The sequence below is a fragment of the Streptomyces sp. NBC_01260 genome, from assembly GCF_036226405.1.
Taxonomy (GTDB): Bacteria; Actinomycetota; Actinomycetes; order Streptomycetales; family Streptomycetaceae; genus Streptomyces; species Streptomyces laculatispora.
Map to the genome: position 1 here is coordinate 799665 of NZ_CP108464.1, position 18174 is coordinate 817838.

An 18174-nucleotide genomic window follows, 5' to 3' on the forward strand; every position below is an offset into this window, starting at 1 on the left:
CCTGTTTCTCGGATCATGTACGGAGCCAGATCATGAGTGCTGCGAGTGTGACGGTGCCGAGGTAGATGTAGGCGCGTTTCTCGTAGCGGGTCGCGACGGCGCGGAAGCCTTTGAGGCGGTTGATGGTGCGTTCGACGGTGTTGCGCTTCTTGTAGAGCTCGCTGTCGAAACCGGTAGGCCGACCGCCGCGTGAACCTCGGTTCTTGCGGTGTCTCTGCTGGTCGAGACGTTCGGGGATGGTGTGCCGGATTCCGCGTCGTCGCAGGTAGCGGCGGTTCTTCCGGGACGTGTAGGCCTTGTCCGCCAAGACATGGTCGGGCCGGGTGCGTGGCCGGCCGACTCCGGCTCGCGGCACCAGAACCTGTTCCAGCACCCGCTCGAGCTGGGGTCCGTCTCCGTAGTGTCCGGGTGTCAGGACGAAGGCGAGGGGCGGCATCGTCCCTCGGCAACGAGGTGGATCTTGGTGGTGAATCCTCCGCGGGAACGTCCCAGACATTCGCCGACCTGACCACCTCCTCCAGGCGGATGGTCAGTCTCCGCAGTACCGGATCGACCTGGTTCGTCCCCCACTTGGCCCCCCTTTGAGGGACGGCGGCCGGGGGCGCTTTCCTCGCACCGGCGGCGTGCTGGTGGGCTCGCACGGCTGTCGAGTCCACCGACACGTCCCAGTCGATGCCGCCCTCGGCGTCCTCGGCTACCTGGATGCGAGACAGCAGCATCTGCCAGGTTCCATCGGCTGACCAGCGACGATGTCGTTTATAGACCGTCTCCCATGGCCCGAATCGCTCCGGCAGATCCCGCCACTGCACGCCGGTCCGCACCCGGTAGAGAACCCCGTTGATCACCCGGCGGTGATCGCTCCACCGACCTCCACGCGTACCACCAGGAGGTAGGAACGACTCCAGCCGATCCCACTCCGCATTCGTCAGATCCCCACGGCCCATGAACCCAGCCTGGCCCCAACACCCCTCGCAGGTCAGGAGATCCGAGAAACAGGACCTAATACAGCTCTCACGAAATCACGACGAAGCGTCAAGCGGTGTCTGGGCTCGACGATACCGCTCAAGAATCGACCGATTGATGAGCAAGATCAATAAGTGGCGGCGCACAGCCGGATCGACGCCGGATCATGCCCATAAAACGGTGTCAGAAAGTCGATGTGCTCAAGAACTTGAGGAGCAACGTTTTCTGTACGATCTGGCAGGTGCAGCCACCCCAGGACGACGACACCGCCGATCTCCTCGCACCCGTTCCGGCCGTACGGACCGGCAGCCTCGTGGGATACGCACGCGTGTCCACCAAGGGGCAGTTGCTCGACCGGCAGATCCACGCACTCACCGAGGCAGGGTGCATCCGGATCTTCGCCGACAAGAAGTCCGGCAGGAACGCCGAGCGCGAGGAACTGTGGAAGGCCCTCGACTACCTGCGCGAGGACGACACCCTCGTCGTCCCGTCGCTGGACCGGCTTGGCCGTTCCATCCAGGACCTCATCGCGATCGTGTCCGGCCTGCGCAAGCGTGGCGTCGGCTTCACCGCGCTGCACGAGGCGCTGGACACGACCACGCCCGGCGGGCGCCTGGTTTTCCACGTGTTCGCGGCACTGGCGGAATTCATCCGCGAACTCATCGTGCAGGGCACCAACGAGAGCCTGGACGCCGCTCGTGCCCGCGGCGCCCGACTCGGTCGCCCGCGGGCGATGACGGAGGAGCAGGTACGTCACGCCCGCGACCTGCTCGCCCGCCCGGAGAACACCGTCACCTCGATCGCGAAGCTCCTTGGCTTCTCCAGGAACACGATCTACAACTACGTGCCCGAGCTGAAGGGCGGTCGCCTCGCACTCAATGAGGCGACGAGTACGCCGGAACTGTCCCAACCCACCAGGTCCGAGGACTGATCACCGCCGTTTGCGGCTGGTGACGATCCTGCTCGCTTATTCCGTACCCAGCAGGCCTGACGGCTCGTTGGGCAGGACAGCAGCGGCCGTCTTGACGTTCCCGGTCGCGGGTGGGGTGTGGAAATGTCGATGCAGCCGAGGCCGTGGCCGAAGGTGCCTGAGCTGACCGCGCAGGTGGCGCGGGCGGTGGCGGCACGGGGCCCGTACCCGTTGGCGATGCGGGTCCGTGACGAGCTGGGCGAGTTGTTCGCGGACGCCGAGTTCGCCGAGGCTTTCGGAGCCAGAGGGCTGCCAGGCTGGTCACCGGGCCGGCTCGCGCTGGTGACGGTGTTGCAGTTCGCCGAGAACCTCACTGACCGGGGGGCAGTGCATCGGGTGCGGTACGGCATGGACCTGAAATACGCGCTCAGCCTGGAGCTGGATGATCCCGGGTTCGACGCCTCGGTGCTGTCCGAGTTCCGCACGCGGTTGGTCGAGCACGGGATGGAGGAGAAGGTGCTCGACCTGCTGCTGACCGCGCTCAAGGACGGGGGCTTGGTGAAGGCGGGAGGCAAGCAGCGTACTGACTCCACCCGCGTGCTGGCGGCGGTCCGTGATCTGAACAGGCTGGAGCTGGCCGGGGAGACGCTGCGGGCCGCGCTGGAGGCGGCTGGCCTGCGCGGCCCCGGACTGGCTGATCCAGGCGGTGCCCGTTCGGGAATGGGCCGAGCGCTATGGACCGCGGATTCACTCCTGGCATCCGTCGGCTTCTACGAGCAGGCGCGAGGAGATGGCCCTGGCTTACGGCCGGGACGGGTTCGCGCTGCTGGAGGCGGTGCACGCGCCTGACGCCCCAGCCTGGCTGCGCGAACTCCCGGCGGTGCAGGTCCTGCGCACGATGTGTGTGCAGAACTACCACCGTGCCGTGACCGAGGCCGAGGCGGAGGCGGAGGTGAAGCGCCGGGAGAGCAAAGACCTCCCGCCCGGCAGACTGCGGCTGGTCTCCCCGTACGACACGGACGCGCGCTACGGCCTCAAGCAGGGCTCCTGGTGGACCGGCTACAAGGTCCACATCAGTGAGTCCTGCGACGAAATTGATGACCACGACGCGCCCGCCGGCCAGGCGACGATCCCTGGAGCCGACGGACCGCCGCCGCGCTTGATCACCAGTATCGCGACCACCGACGCCACAGTGACCGACGCGGAAATGACTGAACCGGTCCATCACATGCTCGCAGGCGGTGGTCTTCTGCCCGCCGAGCACTTCCTCGATTCCGGTTATGCCTCCGCCGAGTTGATCGTGGGGATGAAGAAGAGTTTCGGGGTCACCATGGTCACTCCGGTCCTGATGAACAGCTCGCCCCAGGCACGTGCCGGCGCGGGGTTCGACCGCACCGCGTTCACCATCGACTGGGAAAATCGGCAGGCCACCTGCCCACGCGGGGACACCAGCACCTGGTGGAGCCCCGCGACCCAGCGCGGGACCACGGCCATCGTCATCAAATTCGACAAGGAAACATGTCGCCCCTGCCCGGTTCGGGGCCAGTGCACCCGCTCGAAGACCGGCGGCCGGACCCTGTCCCTGCAACCCCGCGAGGTGCAAGAAGTCCTCGACCATGCCCGCCTCCAGCAGGGCGACGATGAGTGGCGAGCCAAGTACGGAACCCGCGCGGGCATCGAGGGAACCATCCACCAGGCCGTCGCGGTCACCGGAATGAGACGTGCCCGCTACCTCGGCCTCCAGAAGACCCACCTGGAGCACTCTTTCTCCGCCGCTGCGCTCAACCTCATCCGCCTCGATGCCTGGTGGAACGGCCACCCGCTCGACCACACCCGCATCAGCCACCTTGCCCGACTCAGCCTTTCCCTCGCCGCGTGACCGAACAAGCCAGCAGGATCGCCACCAGCCACAAACGGCGGCGATCAGTTCGCGCCGGGGCACCTCCGCTTCACATGCTCGCGTCCTCTTCGGTAGGTGGTCTGGGGACAGTACGGCGGAGGTCATCGGCCGCGGCACGGTGTCCCTCTGCGGTCAGGCGGTCGGCGAGGAGGGCCCGAGCTTCGCGGTACCCCTTAGAAAGCTGCGCTGGCATGGTGTCGTGCCGTTCGATGACTGTTCCGGCCTCGGCGAGCAGGACGACGGCTTCCTCCAGCCAGGAGCCGCCCGCCTCGGTCCGCAGGTTGATGGCGAGGAGCAGCATGAGGGCGAGCCTCGCCTCGAATCCCGGGTCGGCCATGGCCATGCGGCGGCGTATGGCCACGGCCTCGTCGGTCACGGCGATGGCGTCGTTACGGCGGCCGATGGCCAGGAGCACAATGCTGAGTGAGGCCAGTGCCTCGGCCAGTTTGTTCGCGTGGGCTTGCGGTTGACGCCCGGCCAAGCGCCGCAGTATGGATACGGACTCGTGGGCGGCGGAGAGTGCCTCGGCTCCCTGTCCCGCGTAGAGCAGGTGCACGGCGCTCCCGGTCAGTACGTTCGCCAACTCGCTCTCGTACGAGACAGGATGGACTGCGGCGAGTCGGCGGAGGAGAGCCACCGCTTCCTGCGCCACAGAGATCCCGGGGTCGCCTACGCGCCACAGTGCCTTGGCGAGGTTGGACAGAGCTTCCGCCAGGGCCTTGGTGTGCGCTGCCGCGTTCGTTTGCGAGAGCCGTCGCAGGATAATAATGCCTTCCTGGAGTGCCGCCACAGACTCCTCGGGAGTGGCGGTGAATCCGAGGCACAGGCCGAGCCCCACCAGAGACGCGGACAGGTCCCGCTCATGGGTCACGGGGTCGCCAGCGGCCAACTCCCGGAATAGGGCCACGCACTCCTGTGTCGTGACGGTCGCGTCGACCCACCGGTCGGCCTGGCACAGATCTCGCCCGACGTTCAGCAGCGCGCTCGCGAGATCGGACCGATACTGATCGTCTCGTCCGGCGAGTTCGCGCAGGATTCTGATGGATTCCTCGGTGGCCGCCAGTGCGTCGGCGCGGCGTCCGACTGCGGAGAGTCGCACGCCGTAGGCCGTCAGCGCGGTCGAGAGGTTGCGTTCGACCAGTTCCGCCTCGGCGGGGTGCCGCAGTTTGTTGCGGTCCAGCGCTCGGTATTCCCGCACATTTTCCTCGGCCGCCGCCAGCGATTCCTCCAGTTGCCCCGCGTGATAGAGGCGGACGCTGTGCTCGTGCCGGACGACGCCCTGGTCGTTGAGGTGCCCGGCCCGTGAGAGCCGGTGCGGCAGTAGTCGGGTGCTGACGGCTGCGACGCCCGGGTCGAGGTCTGGGTGGGGCAGCTTGAACGGCGGGAAGTGGGCCGCAATGGCTTCGAGGAGTTCGGGTGCGATGTCGTCGAGCCGGGCCAGCGTGGTCAGGGCGGCGCTGCCGGCTGCGACGGCGACGTGGGGGGCGGCCGCGAGGAGTGGGTACAAGTGCCGTGGTCCGACGTGCGGCCAGCGCTGGGCGGCCGATGCAAGGAAGGTGACGGCGCGGGGGGTCCACAGGAGTGTGGCGGGGTCGGTGGCGCCGGTAAGCAGGGTGCCGACGGTCACTCGGGCCCATGGCTGGGCCGGGTACTCGGCGTGGTGCCCCGGGAGGGTGAGCGCCAGGAAGTCCTCGCTGAGGCGGTCTGGGTACAGCGGTTCCAGGACGGTCTCCTGGGCTGGGTCCGCCGGTGGGTAGCAGACGGCGTGGTCGGCGAGCACGCGGTGCGCCGGGAGCTTCAGGTCCAGCCCGGCAACGACGTCCAACCCCTGAGCGGGCGCCATCGGCCCCGTGAGCGCGGCGGTGAACACGGTCCGGTTCATCGCGTCGGGCGGGGTGGTGAAGGTCCGCGCGGTCGGGTCGATCTCGTGGCCGCCCTCTCCGTGCAGCCGTGCCCAGTGCAGATGTTCGCGGTCCAGGAGGTAGCAGGTCAGCCCGGCGAGGTCGGGCGGCGGGCGACGGCCCGCGACGTGGGCGTCGACAGCGACCAGGGCCGCGAGGTGTACCGAAAGGGTCAGCCCGAAGTCGTCCCCGGCGAGGGCGGCGGGTGTTTCGACACGGAGGGACGGGACGCCGTACCGGGCGGCGAAGCTGTCATGGGCGACAGCGAACATCTCCGTCCGCGGCGACCCGTCGCCCTCCCACTCCTGCGTCCCGTCGGACAGCGGAGGCAGGAACTGCGTGGACGTTCCGGCCTGGAGGTTGGCAACGGAGGCGCGGACGGCGGGCCAGATATCGTCGCCTCGGGCCAGCAGCAGGATGCGCGCGGGCACCTCGGGTTGGTGCAGCAGGGCGTTGCTGAACAGCCACAGCAAGTGCGACAGCGGCCAGCGGTCGGCGTAGTCGACGACCAGCAGGGTGCCGTCCGCAGCGGCGCCGAGATCCTGGCTGCCGGGCGGCGGAATTACGCTCCCGGGGCCGTGCGTGGCGGTGACCACTTGCCAGCCGTCGTCCGCCGATTCACGCGCGAAGTGGTCGGCGAGCCGGGTTTTCCCCTGCCCGCCTGGCGCGTGCAGCCACCTCACAGCGAGCTGTGGCCCCTTGTCTCGCCATCGCCGCAGCGCTGCCAGCTCCGCCGTCCGGCCGGTGAACTCCACAACGGCGAAACGGGCGTTGAGCATGCGGCTCGGCACCTCGCGCAGGAACGAGTCGTCGGCGGCGGGCGGCGGGCGCCACCGCTGAAGCAGGTACACCGGTATGCCATCGCCGAAGACGTGGATGTCCGCGCCGACAACACCATAGGCAAAGCCGTTCTCGGCGCGGACGGACTGTGTCACGGCGTGTCTTCCTCGGCGTCGGTGGCGCTGGCCGGTGGCGAGGGGTACGGCGAGGCACGATGGTGGACGTGCACGCTGCTGCCCGGCCCAAGCGCGCCGTACGCCGACCCGCCGCCAGTAGCATGCACGCTCTGCTGCCAGACGTTCTGAGCCGTCGGCAACAGAGCGCCGACCTCGTCGATCAGCGCGGCCACTTCGCCGGAGAGCTCCGGGGCACGGCGCAGCAGATCCTCCAGGTTCTCCTGCCAGCGCTGCACCTGCCTGTTTCGGGCAACCTCCAGCTCGGCCGCGTCCCGCACTCGGGCCGCACTCGCCTCCAACTCGGCCTGCACGGGGTCGTCCTCGTCTCCCGTCATGCCCTCGTCACGCCGTCTGAAGAGCGCCACGGTCCGGTCGCGGGCCACCTCCCACGCGGAGGTGGCCATGGCGGAAACGACGGTGGTGGCGCCGGCCATGGCCAGTAACGACACTGGGTCCGACAAAGGCATCCCCTTTCAGAGTCCCGCGCCTCTGGTGGCGAAGGCCATCCAGGCGGATGCGGGAAGTGCCAGCACGAGCCGTCCGGTTTTCGAGTCCCGGACGGAGACTACGTTGGGATAGTCAGCAGCGGCTTCCAAACAGTCAACTCCGCCCACCGCACCCGGCTCACCGCTCCACCGACACATGCCGCACCGGAGCACCGCCGTTTGCGGCTGGTGGGTGACAGCGTTCCTATCGGACCGCCTCATCCGCCTCGATGCCTGGTGGAATGGCCATCCGCTCGACCGCACCCGCGTCAGCCACCTTGCCCGCCTCGGCCTCTCCCTCGCTGCGTGACCGAATATGCCAGCAGGATCGGTGACAGCGTTCTTACCGGCACCCCTTGTCGCGGGCGATCTCAATCGCCACGTCCGTCGTGCGGCCGTTGACCATGCCGCCGTCGCCCAGCTTGTGAATCAGGTTGGCCGAGCGCATCAGGCGCTCGACTTCACCGGTCGTGAAAACGGGCCGCAAGCCGCTCGGGCGTGCCAGCTCCAGCTGCGACAAGCGTTCCAGGACACCGGCGATGCTGGTCTCCAGTGTGTTGAGAGGCTGATGGTCGGCCTTGAGTGCCCGCGCGAAGTTCACGAACAAGTCGTCAGGTTCGCTCTGTGCATGCTCGACGGCCTGCAGGACGCTGACCCGCTGCTTCAGCGCAATGGCCAGGGCAGCGATTTCGAGGTGGGTGCGGAACGTGCCGCCATGGTCGTCGACGCCGGGAAACGACTTGGTCAGCGTGCTGATCTCGACGGCCTTGCCCTCCGGCAGCTTGTCGAGTGTGCTTTGCCACCCAGCGAGGCAGCGGTCAGCGGCGCCCAGCGCCGTGTTGATGGCGTGGACTGCCGAGTCCACTCCCAGCGAGGCACCGAGCTTGCCCTGATCGAGCAGAATGGCTGTGGCTTTGTCGATGGCATCGCGGCAGCCGTCCAGTTCGCTGTGCTCGGCTTCGAGCTTTTCTTCCTGCAGTTGCTCCAGCAGTTCCGTGATGTGTTCGATAGCCTGCTGGCGCTTGTTGTCCGTGTACGCGCTCACTCCCACCGCTACGGCCATGAGCACGAGCGGCGCAGCCACGGTGAGCGTCGCGCCGGGCACCGGCAAGACCGTTGTCGCGCTGCACCGCGTACGGCATCTCCTGGGGTTCCTGCGCGACGGCGGGCGATCCCGGTCCTCCGATGACGCCCCCGCCGTGCGTATCGGAACCATGCACTCCTTCAAGGGCCTCGAGTTCCGTTGCGTGGCCGTCATCGGCGTGCACGACAAGGCGCTGCCCTACCCGGGGGCCGTGACACCGGCCGATGTGGACCGGCTCCAGCGCGAGGCGGATCTGATGGCTGAGCGCTGCCTGCTCTTCGTCGCCTGCACCCGGGCCCGGGACGGCCTGTACGTGTCCTGGACGGGGGTGCCGAGCCCGTTCCTGGTCGAGGCCGGTGTGGCGTGAGGACGAAACACCACGGGCACGGCCGCGGAGAGAACGCCAGGCGCGGCAGCCATCGAACCGCGTCAAGCGGCCCTCCCCAGGCCTCATCGTCCGCTGCGACGGCGATGGGCCCGCTGCCGGCACGTCGCACCGCAGTAGCGTGCCGGGCGTCCCGCGGTCTTGGCCTCGAACTCGGCCCCGCACTCCTCGCATCGTGTTCTCATTGCGGGACGCCTGCCGGGCCCGTCACGAAATGCATGCCCTTCCGTGACTGAAGCCGGTCCCCGCAGGCCCTCCAGCGCCAGCTGGACCATGCGGACTCCCCCGGCGCTGTCCCGATGAGCGGCCCGCATCGTCGCGCACCCGACAATGAGTACGGCGACGTCGTCCGGGCCGATGTCGGCGCGGACCCCGCCGGCCTGCTGGGCGGCGCGGAGCAGTTCGGCCAGTGCCTGCTGGAACTGGTGTCCCGACGCGGCGAGCATCGGACGCGGCCAGCTGGTGTCGGTGGTCACGAGGTCACAGACGTGCCTGCGCCCGGCGGACTTGTCGATGGCCTCAAGGAGGAACCCGAAGAACGCCGCGGTGGGAGGGGCCTGGGCGGCCCATCGCCGGGCGGCGGCGACCAGGTCCTCGACGTGCTGGACGAGCACGGCCTCCAGCAGGGTCTCCTTGCTCGGGAAGTGCCGGTACACGGTGCCGGTGCCGACCCCCGCCTGCCGTGCGATCGCGCTGAGCGAGACGTCGAGTCCCTGAACGGTGAACGCCTGAACAGCGGCGACGAGCACCTTCGTGCGGTTACGCCGGGCATCCGCCCGGCCGGTGTCAGGGGGAGCAGGAGCCATGTCACGTAATCCCTTGTCCGTCCGACTCAACCGGGTGCAGGATTCCACATCGTCCCCGGGGCCGCCACGCTGACCGTGCCCCCGAAACTCCCCGGGGCGGAGGATGACATGACTGTTCACCCGTCAGACCCCGCGTCCGGTCCCGGCCCTCGGCCCGATGACCGACTCGTTGCCGTGACCGGCGCGACCGGCAAGCAGGGGGGCGCCACCGCACGTCGCCTCCTGGCAGCCGGCAGACCGGTGCGTGCGGTCGTACGTGACACGACCGCACCCGCCGCCCTCGCGCTGCGTGCCGCCGGGGCCGAGCTCGCCCGCGGCGATTTCGACGAACCGGCGAGTCTGCCGGCGGCGCTGGAGGGGGCCTCGGCCCTGTTCGCCGTGCCGCCCGTCGCGTACGGGCCGGCCGGCACCGACGTGGAGCGGGAATTCGTCCGCGGCCGGGCCCTCGCGGATGCCGCGGATGCGGCCGGAGTCGGGCACGTCGTGTTCACCGGCATCGCGTCCACTCGGGACGGGCTGGCCGCGGCTCAGGGCAAAGAACGAACAGAGCACTACCTGCGCGAGCGGATCCGTCTGGTGACGGTGCTGCGGCCGGTGCGGTTCATGTCGAACTTCCTCGCGTCGTGGGACATCGGCATGGACGGCATCGTCGACGGTGTGCACCGCCACGTCTTCCCGCCGGACGAGCCCGTCCAGGTCATCGCGCTGGAGGACATCGCGGAGTTCGCCGCGCTGGCATTCGACGACCCCGACCGGTTCGCCGGCCGGACACTGGAGCTGGCCGGGGACGCCCCGACCCCGGCACAGGCGGTCGCCGCCATCACCGAAGCGACCGGCACGACCGTGCGCTACGAGCAGCTCACCCATGACGAGGCCGCCGCGCTCAGCCCCGAGATCGCGCACGTCAGGGAACGTTGGGCAGCCGGCGCGCGCTGGCATGCCGACATCGAGGTACTGCGCGTGGTGCACCCCGGACTGCGCACCTTCGCGGACTGGCTCGCGGAGTCCGGCGCCACTGCGATCCGCACCGGATTCCTTTCCCCTCAAGTCCCTTCAGTGCAGGCAGGCTGACCCGTTCGGTGCGTGCGCGAGGGACGCGGGGGCCCGGCTGGACTGCTCCAGGAGATGAGTTGTCCCCCAGGCCCTCATAGGCCCCCTGAGGTCCCCTGGGGGACAACCCCCAGGAAAGTCGGGGAGAAACCGGGTCGTGGGGAGGACGCCGGGTCCGTAGGTTCTGGGGTGAGATCTTCGTACCGCCCCACACACAGCCTCCGGAGGCATCTCGTGACCGCCCCAACCCCTCAGCCGACGCGCACGCCTCGCGCGCTTGTCGCGGCCTTCGTGCGCTTCGTGGTCTGCGGCGGTGGGGTCGGGGTCGCCTCCAGCGGGATGCTGGTCCTGCTCCACGACCGGATGCCGTTGGCCGTGGCGAACGCTCTGGTGACGGTCGTGTCCACCGTGATAGCGACCGAGCTGCACAGCAGGATCTCGTTCCGGAGCGGGCGCCGGGGATGGGGCGTCCACCTTCAGTCCGGGCTGACCGTCGCCGTGAGTTACGCCTTCACGACCGGGGCGCTGCTCTGCCTGTACGCGTTCCGGGCCGAGCCGTCGGCGCTGGTCGAGCAGAGTGTGTACCTGTCGGCGTCGGCGCTCGCCGGGGTCGGCCGGTTCGCGCTGCTGCGGGTGGTGGTCTTCGGGGAGCGGAAGGCCGGCCGGACCCGTGCCGGGGTGCTCGGCAGGACTTCCGTGGCCATGGCCGCCTGACACGGAAGGGCGGACCGTCGTCCTCGGTCGCGCCTGCCGTCGGCACCGATTGGATATCGTGGCTGGTCGGCCGGGCAGTCGCGCGGCCCGTGAGTCGAGTGGGCGGGGCGCAGGTGGCACAGGAGCGGGCCGGATGGGTGCGGGTGCCGGTCGGGGACGGTGCCGTGCGGTGGGCCACGCGTGGGAAGTGTCTGCGGGTGCTGGTCGTCGTGCACAACGTGACCTCCGCCACGCGGCTGCTCGACGTGCTGCCGCTCTTCGACGGCGATCTGCGGATTCAGCTCCTCGCCACCTGCCCGGAGTCCTCCGCGTTCTCGGCCGGCACGGCCGAGCTCCTGGCCGGCACCGGAGTGCCGGTGCTGCCGTGGGAACAGGCCGTCGAAACGCCGGTCGACCTGGCCGTCTCCGCCAGCTTCGGGGGCCAACTGGAGCTCCTGCGTGGCAAGTTGACGATCCTTTCGCACGGTGTCGGATACACTAAAAGGCTGGCTGCACCGGACACCGGACACCGGACACCGGACCGGGGACGGGGACGGGTGCGGGGGCCGATCCCGCGCCCGTGTTCGGACAGGCTCCGCAGTGGGTCCTGGCCAATGGCGTGCCCATCGCGGACGCCCTCGTCCTCTCCCATCCCGAGCAGTGCGACCGGCTGCGCGCCGCGTGCCCCGAGGCCGCGCCGACCGCCGTGCTCGCCGGTGATCCCTGCTTCGACCGTGTACTCGCCGCCCGTCCCTACCGCGAGCGGTTCCGCCGGGCGCTCGGGGTACGGGCGGGACAGCGGCTGATCGTCCTCAACTCCACCTGGAATCCGGAGTCCTTCTTCGGGGACGGCGGCGCGGGCGGCGACGACCTGCTGCCCGCACTGCTGCCTCGGCTCGCACGCGAGTTCCCCGTGGACGAGTACCGGTTCGCCGCCGTCCTGCACCCCAACATCTGGCACGGCCACGGTCCAGGTCAGGTCCGGGCCTGGCTCGACCGGGCTCGGCGCTGCGGGCTGGTGCTGATCGATCCGCTGGAGGGGTGGCGGCAGGCCCTGGTGGCGGCCGATGCGGTGGTCGGGGACCACGGGTCCGTCACCTTCTACGCGGCGGCGCTCGGCACTCCGGTGCTGCTGGCGGCGGCTCCGCTGCACGAACTCGATCCCGGGGCACCGGTCTCCGACTTCATGCGGGAGGCGCCCCGGCTCGATCCCCGTGAGCCGCTGCGCGAACAGATCGACCGGCTCATCGAGCACCATCGGCCGCTGCCGGGGCCCGCCGCGTACACGACCTCCGTGCCGGGCGAGGCCGCGGTCCGGCTGCGGACCCTGTTCTACTCGATGATGGGTGCGGCGGAGCCGGAGTGGCCCGCCTCGCTGGACCCGTTGCCGCTGCCCGGCCACGAGCCCGTGTCCGTCACCGCTCCCCTCCATGTACTGACCCGGGTGCCGAGTCCGGGCGAGGTCGTGGTGACCCGTTGGGCGGGTTCCCCGCCGGCCGCCGAATGCGCCGGCGGGGAGGTGCACATCGCCGTGCACGAGGACACCCGCGACGTGGACCAGTTGGAGCTGGCCGACGTCATCTTCCGGGACGGCCTGCCCGACGATCCTCGCTTCGGGTCTCCGGCCGTCTGGACGGAGGAGGTGTTGCAGCGCCATCCCGGCTGTGCGCTGGCCGCCTTCACGGTCGGTCCTGCCGAGTGTGTCGTCCGGCTGCGGGGCGGGAAGCCGCTGCGCCTGCTGTCCTCGCCGGAGACCGCGGTGGACCCCGCTGCCGCCGCCTCGGCTCTCCACGCGCTGCTGGGGGCCGGGGAAGCCGGCGGCGACGTCACGGCGACGCGGCTCGCGAAGCTGGTGGCTGACGGCGGGTTCGCGGTCCGCGTCGGGGCCCGGCGGGTACGCGTGCGGGTCGCCGGCCTCCACCCCGGGTGACGCGGCTCAGCCGGTGCCGCGCTCCTCGGCCGTGCAGCGCTCGCGCATGGACCGCAGATGGGCCACGTGGTACTCGGCGCTCTGGCCGCTCAGCGTCGTGATCGCCGCCTCGATCAGCGGGCGTGCGGCCGCGGTGTCCGACGCGTCCAGCCAGGTCTCGGCCAGGTCGGTCAGGGTCCGGGCCGTGTTGTACGTATCCCCCTGCGCCCGGAAGTGGCTCAGTGCCGTCCCCAGCCGGTCCCGGGACTCCTCGAACCTCCCGAGGCCGCGCAGGGCCCGGCCCCGGTGGCGTTCCAGCAGGGCACGTGCGCGGGGGACGTCGGCGGTTCCTTCGTCCTGAGTGCCCATCGTGATCAGGACGGCGTCCGCCGCCTCGAAGCACGCGTAGGCCTCCTCGAACCGCCACTGACGCAGCCGCAGCAGTCCGAGGAACTCCGTCGCCGACGCATGGCCCCGCTTGTGGCCCGCCGCCTCCTCGGCCCGCGCGGCCGCGAGTGCCTCCGCCTCCGCCTCGTCCCAGTGGCGCAGCTCGGTCAGCGTGTGCGCGAGTTGGGCGTGCAGTGCTCCCGCGTCCGCCGTTCCCGGCAGGTGGGTGTCGGCGAGCCGTGCTCCGATGCGCAGTGCGGGCAGCAGCATCTCGTGGCGGCCCGCCTTGAGTTGCAGCGGCCACAGGGAGCGGCAGAGCCGTACGGCCGAGGCCGGGTCGCCCGACTCCTCGGCGCAGTGGACGGCCTGGATCAGGTTGCCGCACTCGGCGATCAGTGCGTCAAGCGCCTCGCCCCGGCTTTCGAAGGCAGGGGTTCCTGGGGCCGGGTTTCCTGGGGCCGAAGGTGCGGGGACCCGCCAGCTCTCCGGCAGCGCCTGATGGGCCACGGACGTCGACAGATGGACATACCAGCGCAGGGCTCGGGCCATCGCGGCCGAGCACGCGGCGATGCCGTCCTCCTGCACGGCGACGGCCTCGGCGTGTCCGCGGACCGCGGGGCGGTAGTGGTAGCGGGCCCGGCCGTCAGCGGTGGTGTTGCGCTCCAGCAGGAGCCCTTCCGCCAGTTCGTCCAGTCGTTGGGCGGCGTCCTCGGGCGTCGTTCCGGTCGCGTGCGCGGCCACCGCGGCGTCGAGGGCGGGCCAGTCGCATACCGCCATCAGGCGGTACAGCTTCGCCGTCCCCGGTTCCAGCGAGCGGTAGGTGTCCTGCGCCGCCGCCCGTACGGGGTCGGCGCCGGCGGCCGGGCCGGACGCGGGTTCGGTGAGGCGGGGTGCCGCCGCACGCAGGGCGTACGGCGATCCGCCGCACCGGGCGAGGACGGAGGGCAGGGTGGCGCGGGCCGCGGCGATCGCCGGCTTGTCCAGGAGCTGGGTCAGCAGCCGTACCGCGTCCTTGTCCGTCAGCGGGCCGACGGGAACGCGTACCGCGTCGAGGCCGGGGAACGGACGACGGGCCACCACGATCATGAACACAGCGGGCGCGGAGGTGAGGAGCGGCCGGATCTGGGCGGCCGAGTGCACATGGTCCAGGACGATCAGCAGCTTCCGGTCCGCTACGCAGCGGCGGAAGAACTCGCTCAGCTCTCCGGCCGAGGTCGGCATATCCTCGTCCCGCAAGCCGAGTTGGCGCAGCAGGCTGCGCAGTACGGTCCCCGCATCGCGTGCGGCAGCGGTGCCGCCGGCCAGATCCGCGTAGAGCTGCCCGTCCGGGAACACGGCCGCCTGGCGCACTCCCCAGTGCACCGCCAGCGTGCTGGTGCCCATGCCCTCGGCGCCGTGCACCAGGGCCAGCCTCGGGGTTCCGTCCGCACGGCGCGACGCCTCGCGGTCGAGGCTCTTCAACGCCTCCTTGCGGTCGGTGAAGAACCTGATCGAGGCGGGGAGGCCCGGCTGTCCGGCGGCGGGTGCGAAGTCCGCTCCCGGACCCCGGCCGCCACCGCTCACCCGGTTCACGAACGCCGTCCACGAGGAGGCGAGTTGAGGGTCGCGGCGGAGCCGGTCGGACACCATGCGGGCGACCGCGTCCAGTTCGTCCGGTGCGGTGGGCGCCGGGATTTCGCGGCCTGCGATGCGGCGGACGAATCCGCCCGTCGACTCCCACGCCCATCTTCCGGCCTCGTTGGCCATTCCCGAGCCGACCGCACCGAGCACCGCCGAAACGGCCGTCAGCGAAATGGGATCCAGCATGTCGCGCACTCCCCGTTCCCGGTGTTCCGCGCGGTGCGCCCTCCCCGGCACCGCCGCTGCCACCGTGCGGATGCAATCTACCGAGTCCGGCGGCGCCCCGTGCGACACCGTGCGCCACGGGCGGGGTTGGCTATCCTGACGACCGTTCCAGGTGATCACAGTGGCCGTGCGGGCCGCGGCACGGGCTGCGCACGCGCCGGAGGGGGAGAGTCACGTGCGGGGTGCTGCGGCGAGCCGGGGGTCGGTCAGGAAGGCCGAGCAGGCGTGGAATCAGGCGATGCTGCTGATGCGGCAGGGGGACACCGCGGGGGCATCCGCGCAGTTCACGCTCGCCGCGTCCCACGATCCGGCCGCCGCCGACGCGTGGCTCGGCCTCCATGCGACCGGGCAGGATCAGCAGCGGGCCCTGGACGCCATGCTCCGGACCTCCGGGGCGTTCGGCGCGCTGCGCACGAAGTTCGGGCTGCCCCTGCGGTCCACGTTCCAGATCGGCCACTACGTCACCTTCCGGCTGGAGAACGCACGCGATCTGTGGCTGGCCGCGATGTCCTCGCTGCTGGACAACGGCCGGCTCGACGAGGCCTGGGCCGGACTGTCGACCGCACAACTGGACTGTGACGAGACGCGGTTCATCTATACGCGGTACGCGTTCCTCAAGGAGGACTGGGCCCTTGTGCTGAGGTTCGCCACCGGGATCGGTGACGCGTTCCTGCGCGACGAGTCGCAGTTGTACGTCGGTGCGTCGCTCTTCGCCCAGGGCGTCCACCACGAGGCGCTGAATGTGCTCGCTCCGCTCCCCGGGAAGCTGGAGAAGGGGAGCAGGTTCGATGCCGAGACCAAGTACTTCATGGGGCGGTCCCTGGAGGAACTGGGGCGGAAGGAGGATGCCCTGAAGCGGTACCAGTACGCCTTCCGGTGTTCGCCGGACCTCTTCGACGTGGATGTCCGCGCCCAGGCCCGCCCGGCGCCGGCGCCGGCCTCCCCGCTCACCCCCGAGGACGCCCCGGACGTTGCTCCCGCGCGGCACTCCGGTGAGCCGGCGCCGTCCGTTCCGGCCTCGGCGGGCTCTCCGTCGCCGCAGACCGGGCCCGGTGGCGGCGCGGAGAGCGGCAGCGGGGACGGGCCGTCGGCGCAGGAGCGGGCCGCCCTGCTGGCCGAGGCCCGGAAGTCCCTCGACGGCATGATCGGCCTCGAACCGGTGAAGCGCCAAGTGCTCACCCTCATCGCCCAGTTGCGGATGGCCGCGCTGCGGGAGGAGCAGGGCCTACCCGGGGGTGCCAAGCCCCGGCACTTCGTCTTCGCGGGGCCGCCGGGCACCGGCAAGACGACGGTGGCCCGCATCATCGGCAAGGTCTTCGCCGGACTCGGCCTGTTGCGGTCCGGTCATGTGATCGAGGCCCAGCGCGTCGATCTGGTGGGGCAGCACCTCGGGTCCACGGCCATCAAGACCACCCAGGTCATCGACTCCGCGCTGAACGGGGTGCTGTTCATCGACGAGGCGTACGCCCTGTCCAACAGCGGATACAGCGGCGGCGACGCCTTCGGGGACGAGGCGATGCAGGTGCTCCTGAAGCGGGCCGAGGACGACCGGGACCGGCTCGTCGTCGTACTCGCCGGATACCGCGACGAGATGGCCGGTCTGCTGGCGAGCAACCCCGGTCTGGTGTCTCGTTTCAATACGCGCGTCGACTTCCCCTCGTACTCCGCCGAGGAACTCGTCCGCATCGCCCGGTCCGTGCTGGCCTCCCAGGGCGACGAGCCGGATGCCGGGGCCGTCGACGTCCTCGGGTCCCTGTGCGCGGCGATCGTGGACGGCGGGATGGCCGACACCGTGGGCAACGCCCGGTTCGCACGCGAGCTCTGCCAAAAGGCCTCCGCGCAACGAGACCTGCGGCTGTACGCCGCGCACGCCGACAGCACACCGACCCGGGAGGAGATGGTCACCGTACTCGCCTGGGACGTGGTCGCCGCACATGACGAGCTCATGGAGTCCCACGGTCTCGCGGGTGAGGCCGAGGGAGCAGGCGGTAGCGGCGGGTAACCGGTGCCGGCCTGTCACCGCCCGCCTCGTCACGGCGCCGTGAAGTACTCCGGGAAGTGCGGTCCGAGCCACGGCCTGCGTCCCCAGGCGAGGACCCGGCCCCTGGCCATGGCGCCCACCGGGGAGATACGGCCGAGCGCCATCAGCAGGAACGTGACCGGCTCGATGGAGATCGTGCAGTCCGGGCGGTCCGGCGGCCGGTGGCCCACCGACACCACGCCGTCGGTGAAGATCACCCCGAATCGGTCGCCGCCCCACAGCCGGACCGCGTAGCGGGCGGTGAGACCCGCCGTGGCCACGGCGTCGGTCACCCGGGGCATGGCCTGGACGAAGAAGGGCAGGGTCAGCCCGGCCCGGGGCCGGTCGACCATGTGCGGGCGCCTCAGCGCCCGCGCCAGGTCGTAGCCGTGGCCCAGCATGTGCGTCAGGAGGTACGAGCCGAGGACCGCCCGGTTCATCGGACCCATCGGCGTCATCAGCTCCTCGTCCGCGGGGTGTTCGGCCACCGCGTCGAGGAACGCGGCGGTCTGCGCCACGATCATCGCGGCCAGCGGCTCGCCCTCGCGCTCGCCGAACGCCGCGAGGGCCCGCTCGTTGGCTGCGGCCAGGCCCTGCGGGGTGCCGTCCCCGTAGTCGCGCGCGTGCCCGGCGGCCACTTCCGCCATCAGTTGGTTGGCCTGCGCGAGATGCGCCGCCGCCTCCCCCACGGTCCACTCCGACCTGGGAACCGGCCGCCCGGTGTCGGGGGCGTCGCGCAGCAGCGCCGCGATCTCGGTGGCCGTCGCCCGAATCGCGTCGGCCAGCCCCTCGGGCAGCCTGCCCCGTATGTCGTGCTCCGCCACCGGCTCCACCCTGTTACCGCCCTCGTGAACGCCGTGCCTCGTGCGTACGGATCCTG

At 70.5% G+C, this 18174-nt stretch carries 13 protein-coding genes and 3 pseudogenes; 8 read left to right on the forward strand and 8 right to left on the reverse strand.

The features are described 5' to 3' along the window. Positions 1-13 precede the first annotated feature (13 nt). Positions 14-944, reverse strand: a pseudogene (locus tag OG322_RS03640) (IS5 family transposase). Between the two features lie 260 nt (positions 945-1204). On the opposite strand from OG322_RS03640, the gene OG322_RS03645 reads away from it, so the two are divergent. From OG322_RS03645 to OG322_RS03655, 3 genes are all read left to right on the forward strand, one after another. Continuing rightward, the gene (locus OG322_RS03645; protein ID WP_123464236.1) at positions 1205-1894 is read left to right on the forward strand and encodes a recombinase family protein; all 690 of its coding nucleotides are present in this window, start codon (positions 1205-1207) and stop codon (positions 1892-1894) included. Between the two features lie 123 nt (positions 1895-2017). Continuing rightward, positions 2018-2722, forward strand: a complete 705-nt coding sequence (locus tag OG322_RS03650; protein ID WP_241200297.1) for a transposase — start codon at positions 2018-2020, stop codon at positions 2720-2722. Next, on the forward strand, positions 2664-3752 hold the full coding sequence (locus tag OG322_RS03655) for a transposase (protein ID WP_241200296.1): 1089 nt from the start codon (positions 2664-2666) through the stop codon (positions 3750-3752). The genes OG322_RS03650 and OG322_RS03655 overlap by 59 nt, the downstream gene beginning before the upstream one ends. A gap of 70 nt (positions 3753-3822) precedes the next feature. On the opposite strand, the gene OG322_RS03660 is transcribed toward OG322_RS03655, so the two are convergent. The 4 genes and pseudogenes from OG322_RS03660 to OG322_RS03675 form a co-directional block, all read right to left on the reverse strand. Beyond that, complete coding sequence (locus OG322_RS03660; RefSeq protein ID WP_124285669.1) at positions 3823-6609, reverse strand: tetratricopeptide repeat protein; 2787 nt, start codon at positions 6607-6609, stop codon at positions 3823-3825. Beyond that, complete coding sequence (locus tag OG322_RS03665) at positions 6606-7091, reverse strand: hypothetical protein (protein ID WP_124285668.1); 486 nt, start codon at positions 7089-7091, stop codon at positions 6606-6608. The genes OG322_RS03660 and OG322_RS03665 overlap by 4 nt, the downstream gene beginning before the upstream one ends. A 12-nt stretch (positions 7092-7103) precedes the next feature. Next, entirely contained in the window at positions 7104-7337 is a 234-nt protein-coding gene (locus tag OG322_RS03670; protein ID WP_329306027.1) for a DUF397 domain-containing protein, read from the reverse strand. A 121-nt stretch (positions 7338-7458) separates the two neighbouring features. Then, a pseudogene (locus OG322_RS03675) lies at positions 7459-8220 on the reverse strand (hypothetical protein); the annotation flags it as partial. Between the two features lie 82 nt (positions 8221-8302). On the opposite strand from OG322_RS03675, the pseudogene OG322_RS03680 reads away from it, so the two are divergent. Further along, positions 8303-8566: pseudogene (locus OG322_RS03680) on the forward strand (3'-5' exonuclease); the annotation flags it as partial. 83 nt (positions 8567-8649) lie between these two features. Here the strand turns inward: OG322_RS03680 and OG322_RS03685 are convergent. Further along, positions 8650-9390: a TetR/AcrR family transcriptional regulator gene (locus OG322_RS03685; RefSeq protein WP_329306028.1), complete on the reverse strand. Its 741-nt coding sequence runs from the start codon at positions 9388-9390 to the stop codon at positions 8650-8652. Between the two features lie 174 nt (positions 9391-9564). Between OG322_RS03685 and OG322_RS03690 the strand changes: the two genes are divergently transcribed. The 3 genes from OG322_RS03690 to OG322_RS03700 all read left to right on the forward strand — a co-directional run bounded on the left by OG322_RS03690 (position 9565) and on the right by OG322_RS03700 (position 13063). After that, a complete protein-coding gene (locus tag OG322_RS03690) occupies positions 9565-10461 on the forward strand; it encodes an NmrA family NAD(P)-binding protein (protein ID WP_329306029.1) in 897 nt (298 codons plus the stop codon). Positions 10462-10674: 213 nt separating this feature from the next. Beyond that, complete coding sequence (locus OG322_RS03695; RefSeq protein WP_123464223.1) at positions 10675-11154, forward strand: hypothetical protein; 480 nt, start codon at positions 10675-10677, stop codon at positions 11152-11154. A 559-nt stretch (positions 11155-11713) separates the two neighbouring features. Beyond that, the gene (locus OG322_RS03700; RefSeq protein WP_329306030.1) at positions 11714-13063 is read left to right on the forward strand and encodes a hypothetical protein; all 1350 of its coding nucleotides are present in this window, start codon (positions 11714-11716) and stop codon (positions 13061-13063) included. Positions 13064-13069: 6 nt separating this feature from the next. Here OG322_RS03700 and OG322_RS03705 read toward each other — a convergent pair whose 3' ends face one another. Next, a complete protein-coding gene (locus tag OG322_RS03705) occupies positions 13070-15235 on the reverse strand; it encodes a tetratricopeptide repeat protein (protein ID WP_329306031.1) in 2166 nt (721 codons plus the stop codon). Positions 15236-15449: 214 nt separating this feature from the next. Between OG322_RS03705 and OG322_RS03710 the strand changes: the two genes are divergently transcribed. Then, positions 15450-17276: an AAA family ATPase gene (locus OG322_RS03710; protein ID WP_329306032.1), complete on the forward strand. Its 1827-nt coding sequence runs from the start codon at positions 15450-15452 to the stop codon at positions 17274-17276. 29 nt (positions 17277-17305) lie between these two features. On the opposite strand, the gene OG322_RS03715 is transcribed toward OG322_RS03710, so the two are convergent. Further along, positions 17306-18118: a maleylpyruvate isomerase family mycothiol-dependent enzyme gene (locus tag OG322_RS03715; RefSeq protein ID WP_124285664.1), complete on the reverse strand. Its 813-nt coding sequence runs from the start codon at positions 18116-18118 to the stop codon at positions 17306-17308. Positions 18119-18174: the final 56 nt, after the last annotated feature.